General features: G+C 71.9%; 10 protein-coding genes and 1 pseudogene. 5 read left to right on the forward strand and 6 right to left on the reverse strand.

The annotated features are described in order from the left end of the window. Window positions 1-262 precede the first annotated feature (262 nt). Both ACFW2E_RS28370 and ACFW2E_RS28375 read left to right on the forward strand, forming a co-directional pair. The gene (locus tag ACFW2E_RS28370; RefSeq protein WP_384469909.1) at window positions 263-1,774 is read left to right on the forward strand and encodes an amino acid permease; all 1,512 of its coding nucleotides are present in this window, start codon (window positions 263-265) and stop codon (window positions 1,772-1,774) included. A gap of 18 nt (window positions 1,775-1,792) precedes the next feature. Beyond that, complete coding sequence (locus ACFW2E_RS28375) at window positions 1,793-2,773, forward strand: pseudouridine synthase (protein WP_384469910.1); 981 nt, start codon at window positions 1,793-1,795, stop codon at window positions 2,771-2,773. Here the strand turns inward: ACFW2E_RS28375 and ACFW2E_RS28380 are convergent. The 6 genes from ACFW2E_RS28380 to ACFW2E_RS28405 form a co-directional block, all read right to left on the reverse strand. Next, window positions 2,748-4,244 carry a cytochrome P450 gene (locus tag ACFW2E_RS28380; protein ID WP_384469911.1) on the reverse strand — a complete coding sequence of 499 codons (1,497 nt, stop codon included), beginning with the start codon at window positions 4,242-4,244 and terminating at the stop codon, window positions 2,748-2,750. The two genes, ACFW2E_RS28375 and ACFW2E_RS28380, sit on opposite strands and share 26 nt — an antisense overlap. 61 nt (window positions 4,245-4,305) lie before the next feature. After that, window positions 4,306-4,926, reverse strand: coding sequence for an ATP/GTP-binding protein (locus ACFW2E_RS28385; RefSeq protein ID WP_384469912.1), 621 nt, complete (start codon window positions 4,924-4,926; stop codon window positions 4,306-4,308). Then, window positions 4,907-5,326: a DUF742 domain-containing protein gene (locus ACFW2E_RS28390; RefSeq protein ID WP_384469913.1), complete on the reverse strand. Its 420-nt coding sequence runs from the start codon at window positions 5,324-5,326 to the stop codon at window positions 4,907-4,909. The genes ACFW2E_RS28385 and ACFW2E_RS28390 overlap by 20 nt, the downstream gene beginning before the upstream one ends. Beyond that, entirely contained in the window at window positions 5,323-5,730 is a 408-nt protein-coding gene (locus ACFW2E_RS28395) for a roadblock/LC7 domain-containing protein (protein ID WP_384469914.1), read from the reverse strand. Before ACFW2E_RS28395 ends, ACFW2E_RS28390 begins: the two co-directional genes overlap by 4 nt. Continuing rightward, window positions 5,727-7,370: a sensor histidine kinase gene (locus tag ACFW2E_RS28400; RefSeq protein ID WP_384469915.1), complete on the reverse strand. Its 1,644-nt coding sequence runs from the start codon at window positions 7,368-7,370 to the stop codon at window positions 5,727-5,729. The genes ACFW2E_RS28395 and ACFW2E_RS28400 overlap by 4 nt, the downstream gene beginning before the upstream one ends. A gap of 324 nt (window positions 7,371-7,694) precedes the next feature. Continuing rightward, a complete protein-coding gene (locus ACFW2E_RS28405; protein WP_384469916.1) occupies window positions 7,695-8,321 on the reverse strand; it encodes a TetR/AcrR family transcriptional regulator in 627 nt (208 codons plus the stop codon). Between the two features lie 188 nt (window positions 8,322-8,509). Between ACFW2E_RS28405 and ACFW2E_RS28410 the strand changes: the two genes are divergently transcribed. From ACFW2E_RS28410 to ACFW2E_RS28420, 3 genes and pseudogenes are all read left to right on the forward strand, one after another. After that, the gene (locus ACFW2E_RS28410; RefSeq protein ID WP_384469917.1) at window positions 8,510-9,334 is read left to right on the forward strand and encodes an urea amidolyase associated protein UAAP1; all 825 of its coding nucleotides are present in this window, start codon (window positions 8,510-8,512) and stop codon (window positions 9,332-9,334) included. Further along, a complete protein-coding gene (locus tag ACFW2E_RS28415) occupies window positions 9,331-9,960 on the forward strand; it encodes an urea amidolyase associated protein UAAP2 (RefSeq protein ID WP_384469918.1) in 630 nt (209 codons plus the stop codon). Before ACFW2E_RS28410 ends, ACFW2E_RS28415 begins: the two co-directional genes overlap by 4 nt. Next, window positions 9,957-11,795: pseudogene (locus ACFW2E_RS28420) on the forward strand (biotin carboxylase N-terminal domain-containing protein); the annotation flags it as partial. The gene ACFW2E_RS28415 and the pseudogene ACFW2E_RS28420, both read left to right, overlap by 4 nt. Window positions 11,796-11,943: the final 148 nt, after the last annotated feature.

Consider the following 11,943-nt stretch of genomic DNA (forward strand, 5'->3'; position numbering starts at 1 on the left):
GACTGTCGCGGGGGTGCGTACACCTTGCCTCGCCCCGCCGCTGCCGCATTTTCACGCCCCCGGCACTTGCTCTCACCGACCGCCGGCCGCAACGACCCGCCACCATCGCCCGGTTGAACGCGACATCCGGCACCGGGCCGGCCTCCGGCGAGGGCGTGAGCACTTGGGTCCGCCCCGGACACGTCGGCGTGACGCGGCGGAAACAGGTCGTCCCTAATTTCTGTCGCCCGACAGGAATACCGTGCCGAAGGCAGGTGCCGCCGTGACGACCACCGACGACCACTCCCTGGAGGAGTTCGGCTACCGGCAGGAGCTGCATCGCAGCCTCGGCCGGTACGCCTCGTTCGCCGCCGGGTTCTCCTTCATCTCCGTACTGACGACCGTCTTCCAGTTCTTCGCCTTCGGGTACGCCTTCGGCGGGCCGGTCTTCCTCTGGGCCTGGCCGGCCGTGCTGCTCGGCCAGTTGCTGGTCGCGGCCTGCTTCGCGGAACTGGCCGCGCGCTATCCGATCTCGGGCGCGATCTACCAGTGGTCCTCGCGCCTGTCGAACCCCACGTTCGGCTGGTTCGCGGGCTGGATCATGGTGATCGGGCAGATCGTGGTGGTCGCGGCGGCGGCGCTGGCCCTGCAGATGGTGCTCCCCGCGCTCTGGTCCGGCTTCCAGCTGGTGGGCGACGACCCGGCGCCCACAACCCCCGACGGAGCGGCCAACGCCGCCGTCCTCGGGGTGCTGCTGCTGGTCCTGACGACGCTGGTGAACATCGTGGACAACCGTGTGATGTCCGTGATCAACCGGGTCGGGGTCACCGCCGAGATCATCGGGGCGGTCCTCATCGCCGTGCTCCTGCTCACCCACGCCAAGCGCTCCCCCGGCATCACCCTCCACACCGGGACCTCCGCGCAAAGCGGCCTCCTGGGCGCCCTGCTGGTGGGCTCGTTCACGGCGGCCTACGTGATGATCGGCTTCGACAGCGCGGGCGAGATGAGCGAGGAGACGCACAACCCCCGCCGCACCGCGCCCCGCACCATCCTCACCGCGCTCGGCGCGGCCGGACTGCTCGGCGGTCTCGTGGTGCTCGGCGGACTGCTCGCCGCGCCCAGTCTCACCGACGGGCACCTGGCGGTCGACGGGCTCGGTTACGTCCTGACGAGCAGGCTGGGAGACGGGGTGGGCCGCGCGCTGCTCGCCGACGTGGTGGTGGCGATCGCCGTGGCGACGCTGGCGATCCAGACGGCGGCCTGCCGGATGCTGTTCTCCATGGCCCGCGACGGCCGGCTGCCGTTCGCGCGGAGGCTCGCCCGCGTCAACCCCCGCACCGGTATGCCCAGCGCCCCGGCCGTGGTCGTCGGCGTTCTCGCGGCCACGCTGCTCCTGCTGAACTTCGCCTCGCCGGACGCCTTCCTGGCCATCGGCACCACCTGCATCGTGATGCTGTACCTGGCTTACGCCATGGTCACCGGACCGCTGCTGGTCCGCCGGCTGCGTGGCGGGTTCACCACCACCGGCACCGACGAGACGGGCGCCCCGCTCTTCTCCCTCGGCCGCTGGGGAGTCCCGGTCAACGCGCTCGCCCTCGTCTACGGCCTGGCCATGACGGTCAATCTCGCCTGGCCGCGGGCGGCGGTGTACGACCCGGCGGGCGGCCACTGGTACTTCCGCTGGTTCACGGTGCTGTTCCTCGGCGCGACGGTCGCGCTGGGGGCGGTCCACCGCGCCCACCGGGCACGTACGACGGCGCCGCGGCCGGAGGCGGCGGAGGCGGTGCCCGCGTAACGCCTACGCTGGGCACCGATGAGACGCAAGACCCGCACCCCGCCCTCTCCCCTGCCCCAGCGCCGGGGGGTGGACCCGGTGCGGGTGCGGCTGCCCACGACCGGCCCCTGGGTCACCGTCGGCGAGCACCTGGTGGAACGGCTCTCCGGTGCCGGGCCCGGGGTGATCGAGGCGATGCTGGACGCCGGGCGGATCGTCGGGGCCGACGGGCGTGCGGTGAGCTCCGGTGATCCGTACGTGCCGGGAATGTTCGTGTGGTTCCACCGGGAGCTGCCCGCCGAGGTGCCGGTGCCGTTCCCGTTGGTGGTCGTGTACCGCGATGCGCATGTCGTCGTGGCCGACAAGCCGCACTTCCTCGCCACCACCCCGCGCGGCAGCCATGTCGCCGAGACCGCGCTGGCCCGGCTGCGGCGGGAGCTGGACATTCCCGGCCTCTCCGCCGCGCACCGCCTGGACCGGCTCACCGCCGGGCTGGTGCTCTTCACCGTGCGGCCCGAGGAGCGCGGCGCCTACCAGACGCTGTTCCGCGACCGGCGGGTCCGCAAGGAGTACGAGGCCGTCGCCCCGTACGGTCCCGCGCTCGCCCTGCCCCGGACCGTGCGCAGCCGGATCCTGAAGGAACGCGGGGTGCTGGCCGCGCGCGAGGTCGAGGGCGAGCCCAACGCGGTGACGCGGGTCGAACTGATCGAGCACCGGGCGGGCGACGCGCTGGGGCGCTACCGGCTGACCCCGGAGACCGGGCAGACCCATCAGCTGCGGGTCCACATGAACTCCCTGGGCACGCCGATCCTCGGCGATCCGCTGTACCCGGGGGTGACCGACCCCGTGCCCGCCGACGACTTCCAACGCCCGCTCCAACTGCTTGCGCGAAAACTGGAGTTCAGCGATCCGGTCACGGGGACGGAACACCGGTTCACCAGCGCACGGGCACTGGAGGCATGGTCCTCGTACCCGGAGTGGGCCGGTGAGCCGGTCAGTGACCGCGCCACCAGCGCTTGACCCGCTGCCACACGCCTCGCCGTGGGCGGGCCTGCCGCTCGGCCTGCGGTGGCGCGGGCGGGGCCGGGGCCGGCAGCGGTGCGGACGTGCTGGGCGCGGCGGAGGGCGCCGGCTCCGGGCGTGTGGTGCCGACCTGCCAGGTGGCCCGCTGGGGCGGGATGGGGGCGGGGCTGGGCTTGAGCATGACGTCCTGCTGCGGCTTCGGTTCGAACCGCACCGGCAGCTCCACCAGGTGCCGTGAGGAGATGGACGACCGCCAGCGCAACTCGTCCTCCTCGCAGTCCAGTTGGACGTCCGGCAGCCGCATGAGCAGCGCGTCGACACCGACGTCGGCGATGGCGCGGCCGATGTCCTGCCCGGGGCACTCGTGCGGGCCGCCGCCGAAGGCGAGGTGGGAGCGGTTGCCCTGCATGTTGGCCGACAGGTCGGGACGCACCCGCGGGTCGACGTTGCCCGGTGCCGGGGCGAACAGCAGACCGTCGCCCTTGCGGATGCGCTGGCCGCCCAGCTCGGTGTCCTGCTTGGCGAAGTAGCCGAGGACGGCGCTGAACGGCGGCTCGTCCCACAGGGACTGCTCGACCGCCTCCGGCACCGTCATCTGGCCGCCGTTGAGCTGGGCGCGGAAGCCCGGCTCGGTGAGGACCATGCGCAGGGCGTTGGCCAGCAGGTTGGTGGTGGCCTCGTACGCGGCGATGAGCACCACCCTCAGGTGCTGGCCGATCTCGTCGTCGGACAGCCGCGCCGGGTGGTTGATCAGGTGGCTGGTGAAGTCCTCCTCGGGCCGCGCCCGGCGGCGGGCGGTGAGCCGCATCAGACAGCCCATGATGTAGTCGTTGCTGGCGATGGCGGTCTCGGTGCCCTTGAGCATGTCGCGGGCCGCCTGCACGATCCGGTCGTTGTACTCCTCGGGCATGCCGAGGATCTCGCACATCACCGCCATCGGCAGGTGTTCCGCGAACTGGGAGACCAGGTCGGCCCGGCCCTTCCCGCAGAACTCGTTGACCAGGCGCTGGGTGTAGCGGCCGATGTGGCGGCGGATGCCGCGGTGGTCGATGGTCGACATGGCGCCGGTGACCGCCGCCCGCAGCCGCTGGTGCTCGTCGCCCTCGGCGTGGGAGCAGATGGGCTGCCAGGCGATGTGCGGCATCAGCGGGTGATCGGGCTTGACCATGCCCTCGAGGAGCGGGCTCCAGATGCGGCTGTCCCGGGTGTACTGCGAGGGGGTGCGCACCATGTGCAGGTTCTCGGTGTGCCCGAGGACCACCCACATCGGCACGTCGTCGTGGAGCAGCACGGGCGCCACGGGGCCGTACTGGTCCCGGAGTTTCTCGTACAGGCCGCCCAGGTCGTCCGCCTCCGGGCCGTACAGCCGGTGGAGTCCCCCGGGGCCGAGGCGGTGCGCCGGGCAGCCGGGCGGCGGGCCGAGCGTGGGGTCGTCCGTACCGGTCGGGGAGTGGGGTTCAGGCGTCACAGTGGTCGCTCCGAAGCTGAAGTGGATCCGGGGGTCGAGGGGATTCGGTCGGTACGGGGTGTCAGGTGAGCGCGCCGGACATGGCGAGCGAGTGCAGGAAGTGCATCAGGGTCATCAGGACGTCACGGCTGGAGGCCCGGCGGCGTGCGTCGCACTCCACGATGGGGATGTCCGGAGCGAGGTCGAGGGCCGTGCGCAGTTCCTCGATCGGGTAACGGGGCGCGTCCGGGAAGGAGTTGACGGCCACGACGAAGGGAACGCCGCGCTCCTCCAGCCGCCCTATGACGTCGAAGCTGACCTCCAGGCGACGGGTGTCGACCAGGACGACCGCGCCGAGGGCCCCCTCGAACAGCCCGTTCCACAGGAACCAGAAGCGTTCCTGGCCGGGGGTGCCGAAGAGGTAGAGCACCAGCCTCTCGGTGATGCTGATGCGGCCGAAGTCCATGGCGACGGTGGTGGCCGTCTTCGATTCGGAGCCGTAGTTGTCGTCGACGCCGACACCGGCCTGAGTCATGGTCTCCTCGGTGGTCAGCGGCCTGATCTCGCTGACCGAGCCGACCATGGTGGTCTTGCCGACTCCGAAGCCGCCCACGATCACGATCTTCACCGCGGCCTGGGCCGTGTGCGGCAGATGATCCTCCGTCCGTGGGCCCGGGATGGTGTCAGAGCTTTTGAAGTCCATGCATCACCGCTTCGAGAAGTGAACGGTCGGGGAGCGCCTGGCGGACGATCGGGGCGCGCGCCTGCACCAGTTCGGCCGTGATCAGCTCGGTGATCAGCACCGTCACCGCGCTGAACGGCAGGTTGAGATAGGCCGAGAGCTCGGCCACCGACAGGGGGGCGACACAGAGCCGGAGCAGCGCCGCCTGCTCGGGCGGGACGGACGGCGGGGGATCGGCGCGCGCCACGATCAACGTCACCAGGTCGAGCTCGGCGCGCCCGCCGTCTGCGGCGCCGGTGATGACGTAGAGCCGTTCGGGGTTCTTCTTCTCCCCCTCCTGCTCCCCCGCCGCGGGGAGCGGCATGGGCGGCGGGGGCGGTTCCTGCCTGGGGTGTCGCCGTTTGCGTTGCGGAGGAGTCATACGGTCTGCCCGTTCCGCCTGGGCGGACTCGTGAGATGGGCACCGATACGGACGACGAGGTCGCGCATCCGTCCGCTCATCCGTCCGGGTTCGCAGACCACGTCGGCCAGCACGGCGAGATAGGCGTTGGCGCCGGCCGCCATGAGGTAGAAGTAGCCGCCGTCGATCTCGATGACGACCAGATTCATGTTGCCGCTGCTGCCGGGGAGTTCCTGGGCGACGGCACCGGCGAGACTCTGTACGCCCGCGCAGGCCGCGGCGAGTCGGTCGGCGGAGTCGGGGTCACCGCCGTAGCGGGCGATGCGCAGTCCGTCGGCGGAGAGCACCACGATCATCTCGATGCCCGGTACGCCGTCGGCGAGATCCTTGAGCATCCAATCGAAGTTCGCTCGCTGCTGGATCACTTGAGGTCCCCCTCGTCGTCGGCCTCGGTGCGGGCCGGCTTCTCGATCAGGTGCATGTATGCGGTGGGATTGCGCGTGAAGTCGGTCGGGTGCACGCCCGGGTTGCCCTCCTTGAGGCCCTCCCAGAAGGCCTCGACCCACATTCCGGGCTCGCGGTTGCGGAGCTTCTCGCGCTCGGGGTCGGCCCCGGGCTCGGGTTCGGGTTCGGGCTTGCGCTGCGACCAGACGGTCGGCCGGCCCTCGCGTTCGGCCCGCTCGATCGCGGCCTGTTCGGCGATCCGCTGGGTGAGCGAGGTCTTCACCTTGCTGCGGCGCTGCGGCAGACCGCCGGCGGTCCACTCGGTGACCTCGGGGACGTCGTCCTCCATGGAGATCCCGGCGGGGATGCGCGGGCTGGTGGGGCGGCGCTTCTTCGGCGGGCGCTTGGGACCCTCGAGGGCGCCGAGTTCGGCCTTGGGCACGGCGGTGGCGCCGATGCCGTGGGCCAGTCCGGGTGCGGGCTCGGTGGTCATCATGTTGCTGGGCACGACGAGGACGGCGCGGACGCCGCCGTACGCGGAGGCGCGCAGCGAGACCTGCATGTTGTACGTCGAGCAGAGCCGGCCCACGACGGCGAGGCCGAGGCGGGGGCTCTCACCGAGGTCGTCCAGGTCGACGCCCGCCTTGGCGCGCTCCAGCATGTTCTCGACCCGGGCACGGGCCTCCTCGCTGAGGCTGACGCCGCCGTCCTCGATCTCGATGGCCACGCCGGTCTGCACCTCGGTGGCGGTGACGTGCACCTTGGTCTGCGGAGGCGAGTAGCGGGTGGCGTTGTCGAGGAGCTCGGCGGCGGCGTGGATGACCGGCTCGACGCAGGTGCCCTTGATGTTGACCTTGGCGATGGAGGCCAGGTCGATGCGCCGGTACTCGAGGATCCGGGACATGGCGCCGCGCAGCACGCTGTACAGGGCCACGGGGTTGGGCCACTGACGGCCGGGGCGGCCGCCGCCGAGGACGGAGATGGAGTCGGCCAGGCGGCCGATCAGCGCGGTGCCGTGGTCGAGGCGCAGCAGGTCGTCGAAGACCTCGGGGTTGCGGCCGTGGTCCTCCTCCATCTCCCGGAGTTCGTTGGCCTGCTGGTGGACGATGGCCTGGACGCGCTGGGCGATGTTGACGAAGGAGCGCTGCGCGGCGTCGCGCATGGATTCCTCGTCGTCCACGATCTTGAGCACGGTGCGCAGCAGGTCGCGCTGAGAGTCGGGGAGGTGCCGCAGTTCGGGGTCGGCGTCGAGGACCGCGCGAATCACCTCTTGGGGGGATTCCCCGGCGCGCAGCCGGTACAGCGCGGTCGGCACGATGTCCGTGCCGAACCGGATCCACTCCTGATCATGGGCGGAGATGCGCCGCTCCAGGTACGCCGTGTGACGGACCTGCTCGGCCCGCAGGCTCTTCAGGTGGCGGCCGCGTCGTACCGCTTCCGCCACCGTCGCGGTCACGAGCACCGTGGCGACGGCTCCGCACCAGCCGACGGCGGCCCTGGCCGGCCCCGCCACCAGGGCGACGGCGGCCCCGGTTGCCGCGGCCATCAGTATGGCTGGGAGCAACAGCACGCGCGCATAGGGAAGTTCACGGCCATCGGGAGGCGATTGAACACTCACCATGTATGCCCTCTGAGACGAATCGGCTGGGTGTCGGGGGAGCTTGTGGGGGGAAGAGCCATGGAGCAGTCTGGATCTTCGTAATCTTTGGGAACAAGCGCACGAATTCACCTCAACTCGGTGCGCCGCGGGCGAGCTTAGTCCGACCGGATCATCGCCGTGTCATATTCAGCAAGCACCTGAAATCGCTCGCACTCCAGGAGTACGCTCGGCTCTTTTGTACGCTCGGATTGCACTCGCACACGGTGCGTTACACCGCACAGACGTGCGAAAACAACTCACCGTGACGGGTGAGTGAAGGCCTCGCGGGACTCCCCGGACGGCCCCTCAGGCGCCTGCGATGCGCAGTGCCGCGTCGGCGGTGGCTCGGGCGAACTCGGGGACGGGCCGCTCCGGATCCGACCGGCGCACGAGGATGACACCCTCGATCAGCCCGAAGACGAGATCCGTGCGCAGGTCCAGCTCGCTCTTGGAGAGCGCTCCCCCGGCACCGGTCGCGGCCAGCAACTGCCGGTAGGCATCCTTCAGTTCGGCGCGCACGGCATGGAATCCGGCGAACCGCTCGGTACGCACCTCGGGCAGCAGATAGAGCCCGCCCAGATTGTGCGGGCCGCCGCACAGCAGCTCCACGTCCGTCCGGCACAGCTCCCACAGCCGGTCCTCGGCCGGGGCCGCGTCGTCGGCGAGCAGCTCACGGGCGCGGGCCAGCGAGGGAGTGACGGTGGACTCCAGCAGGTCGGCGAGGAGTTCCTCCTTGCCGGAGACGTAGTGGTACATGGACGCCTGCCGCATGCCCGCGCGCTCGGCGACGGCCCTGGTCGTCGTGGCACCGTATCCCTGGGTGGTGAACAACTCCGCGGCGGCCAGCAGCAGTTCGGCACGCGGCTCCAGCCCGCTCGCCGGCCGCTGCGCGGCCCGCGGCCGCCCGACCCGGCGGCCACTGCTCGTTCCCATGCGTTCGATCCTCGCACACGGCAGCGCCACGGGTGTCCCGCACGAGGCGCCCCCCTTGCGCGCCCGGCCCACGGCCACCCCGTGAGGGCTCGGTAACCGGGCGGCAACGCCGCGGCAATGCCCACGACCCGGCCCGTGCCTAATTTCTGTCGCACGACAGAAATCACACCGGAGCCGGAGGTCCCGCGATGGCGACAGCGACCACTTACGGAGCCCGTGCCCATGCGCGCGCCCAGGAGGGCACCGGCGCGGAGGCCATGCCCGTCGTACCGGCGCGGGAGTGGCCCGCGCCGCCCTGCGAGGCGGACCACCTGGTGTGGGCCGAGACCGTGGCGGGCGGCAACTACGCGCACCGGGTCCTGGCCCGCGGCACCGAACTGCGCCTGACGGACCTGCGTGGCGACGCCTGCGCCCATCTGCTGCTGTACGCCGCCGACCGACCGTGGGAACGGCTGAACGCGGCCGACACGGTCAAGGTCCAGTGGAACGCCTACCTGGGAGAGGGACAGCTCCTGCTGTCCGACCAGGGGCGTGTCCTGGCCTCCGTCGTCGCCGACACCTCCGGGCGCCACGACGCCCTGTGCGGCACCTCCACCCTGGTGCGCAACACCGAGCGGTACGGCGACGGCACCCCGCACTCCGCCTCCCCCGCCGGGCGTGAGCTGTTCAAGCTGGCCGCCGCCAAGAACGGACTGGAGCCCCGCGACCTTCCGCCCTCGCTCTCGTTCTTCCAGGGCGTCGAGGTGCGCGAGGACGGCGCCCTGGAATTCACCGGCTCGGCGGGCCCCGGCGCCGGCGTCACGCTCCGCGCCGAACAGGACCTGACGGTACTGATCGCGAACGTCCCGCACCCGGCCGACCCGCGCCCCGGCTACGTCTCCACCCCGCTCGAGGTCCTCGCCTGGCGCGCCGCACCCACCGCGCCGGGCGACCCGCTGTGGGAGGCCACGCCCGAGGGCCGCCGCGCCTTCCTCAACACCGCCGACTTCCTTGCCGCGAGGGGGCACGCATGAACACGAACACCAGCACCAGCACCAGCACCAGCGTCGTACCCGCCCGCGCCGCCTGGTCGTCCGTCGTCCGCCGCGGCCAGACGCTGACCATCACCGACCTGCACGGCAACCAGGCCGTCGACTTCCTGGTGTACGACGCCCACGACACATCCGTCCGCTACAGCGCGCCCGACACCGTCCACGCGCAGGGGAACATCTTCCTCACGACGGGAAGCGTGCTCCTGTCCAACGAGCACACCCCGCTGATGACCGTCGTCGCCGACGAGGTCGGCCGTCACGACACCGTCGGCGGCGCCTGCTCCAAGGAGTCCAACACCCTGCGCTACGGCCACCACACCTGGTCCCAGCACGCCTGCGTGGACAACTTCCTCGCGGAGGGCGCGCGGCACGGACTCGGCAAGCGCGACCTCGTCTCCAACGTCAACTGGTTCATGAACGTACCCGTCGAGAAGGACGGCACCCTGGGCATCGTCGACGGAATCTCCGCACCGGGACTCTCCCTCACCCTGCGGGCCGAGCGGGACGTCCTGGTCCTGGTCTCCAACTGCCCCCAGATCAACAACCCCTGCAACGGCTTCGAGCCGACGGCCGTACGGATGACGACAGGCGAGGCGGGCGCCGCATGAGCTTCGAGACGCTGCTGGTCGCCAACCGGGGCGAGATCGCCGTCCGCGTCATCCGCACCGCCCGCGAACTCGGCCTGCGCACGGTCGCCGTGTACTCCGACCCCGACCGCGCCGCACCCCACGTACGGCTCGCGGACGAGGCGGTGAGGCTGGGTCCGGCGCCCGCGAAGGAGTCGTACCTCGACGCCGACCTGGTGCTGAGGGCGGCCAAGGACACGGGCGCGGGCGCGATCCACCCCGGATACGGCTTCCTGTCCGAGGACGCGGCCTTCGCACGGCGCTGCGAGGACGCCGGGATCGTCTTCGTCGGCCCGACACCGGAGCAGCTGGAGCTGTTCGGCGCCAAACACACGGCACGGGCGGCGGCCGAGGCGGCCGGAGTGCCGCTGGCGCCGGGCACCGGCCTGCTGGGCTCGGTGACGCAGGCACTCGACGCGGCGGCGCGCATCGGCTATCCCGTCATGCTCAAGGCCACCGGCGGTGGCGGCGGTATCGGCATGTCGGCATGTCGCTCCGCCGATGAACTGACCGAGGCGTGGGAGCGGGTGCAGCGCGTCGCGGCCGCCTCCTTCTCGTCCGCCGGGGTGTTCCTGGAGCGGCTCGTGGAGCACGCCCGCCATGTGGAGGTGCAGGTCTTCGGTGACGGCGCGGGCCGGGTCGTCACCTTCGGCGACCGGGACTGCTCGCTCCAGCGCCGCAACCAGAAGGTGCTGGAGGAGGCCCCGGCACCCGGACTGCCCGCGCACCTTCGTGAGCGACTCGCCTCAGCCGCCCGCGACCTGTGCGCCTCGGTCGGCTACCGGTCCGCCGGCACCGTCGAGTTCGTCTACGACGCCGCCCGCGAGGAGGCCTTCTTCCTCGAGGTCAACACCCGCCTCCAGGTGGAGCACCCTGTCACCGAGGAGGTCTACGGCGTCGACCTGGTCGCCTGGATGCTGCGCCTCGCGCGCGGCGAGACGGACGTCGTCCGCGACCCGGGCGCCCCGCGCGGCCACGCCGTCGAGGCCCGCCTGTACGCCGAGGACCCCTCCCGCGGTCACCGGCCCGGCGCCGGCCTGCTGACCCGGGTCGAGTTCCCGGACGGAGTGCGGGTCGACGGCTGGGTGGAGACCGGCACCGAGGTGACGACGTCGTACGACCCGATGCTCGCGAAGGTGATCGCCCACGGCCCCGACCGGGAGCACGCCCTGCGCCGTCTCGACGAGGCCCTGGCCCGCACCCGCATCGACGGCATCGAGACCAACCTGGGCCTGGTGCGGGCCGCGCTCGCCGAGCCGGACTTCCGTGCCGCCGCGCACTGCACGGCCACCCTCGTCTCCGTCACCGACCCGACCCCGCGCATCGAGGTCGTCTCCGGCGGCACGCTCACCACGGTCCAGGACTGGCCCGGCCGGACCGGTCACTGGCAGGTCGGCGTACCCCCCTGTGGCCCGATGGACGACCTGTCCTTCCGGCTCGGCAACCGGGCCCTGGGCAACCCCGAGGGCGCTCCCGGCCTCGAATGCACGCTCCAGGGGCCCGCGCTGCGGTTCACCCACCCCACGACCGTCTGCGTGTCCGGCGCCCCGGCCCCCGTCAGGGTCGACGGCACACCGGTCGCCCAGTGGGAGCCGGTGACCGTACCGGCCGGCGCGGTCCTGGAGGTCGGTGCCCCCGACGGGCACGGGCTGCGGACGTACGTGCTCCTCGCGGGCGGCCTGGACGTGCCCGCGGTGCAGGGGCGCCCGGGCCCCCTCCAGGAGGGGCGGGGGGGCGGGGCCCGCGGGCGGGGGGGTGTGCCGGGCGGTCACCGAGCGGGTGGGGAGCGACCGGTCCGACGACGCGATCGTCCTGGTCGCGGGCGCCCGTCCGCTGGGTCCGGACGGTGACGTGTTCGTACGGACGCTGCCGCCGGACGGCAAGGCCGCCGGGCAGGCGCGCACGACGGTGCGCGAGCAGTTGGTGAAGTGGGGGCTGGAGGAGCTGGTCGACACCACGGAGCTG

Source organism: Streptomyces sp. NPDC058964 (genome assembly GCF_042741275.1).
In the GTDB taxonomy this organism is placed as follows: Bacteria; Actinomycetota; Actinomycetes; order Streptomycetales; family Streptomycetaceae; genus Streptomyces.

What these genes read in the sequence shown, in the direction of transcription:
- ACFW2E_RS28375 (WP_384469910.1), top strand. Translation starts at nt 1,793, where the DNA reads ATGAGACGCAAGACCCGCACCCCGCCCTCTCCCCTGCCCCAGCGCCGG.
- ACFW2E_RS28385 (WP_384469912.1), bottom strand. Translation starts at nt 4,926, where the DNA reads ATGGACTTCAAAAGCTCTGACACCATCCCGGGCCCACGGACGGAGGAT.
- ACFW2E_RS28390 (WP_384469913.1), bottom strand. Translation starts at nt 5,326, where the DNA reads ATGACTCCTCCGCAACGCAAACGGCGACACCCCAGGCAGGAACCGCCC.
- ACFW2E_RS28400 (WP_384469915.1), bottom strand. Translation starts at nt 7,370, where the DNA reads ATGGTGAGTGTTCAATCGCCTCCCGATGGCCGTGAACTTCCCTATGCG.
- ACFW2E_RS28405 (WP_384469916.1), bottom strand. Translation starts at nt 8,321, where the DNA reads ATGGGAACGAGCAGTGGCCGCCGGGTCGGGCGGCCGCGGGCCGCGCAG.
- ACFW2E_RS28410 (WP_384469917.1), top strand. Translation starts at nt 8,510, where the DNA reads ATGGCGACAGCGACCACTTACGGAGCCCGTGCCCATGCGCGCGCCCAG.
- ACFW2E_RS28415 (WP_384469918.1), top strand. Translation starts at nt 9,331, where the DNA reads ATGAACACGAACACCAGCACCAGCACCAGCACCAGCGTCGTACCCGCC.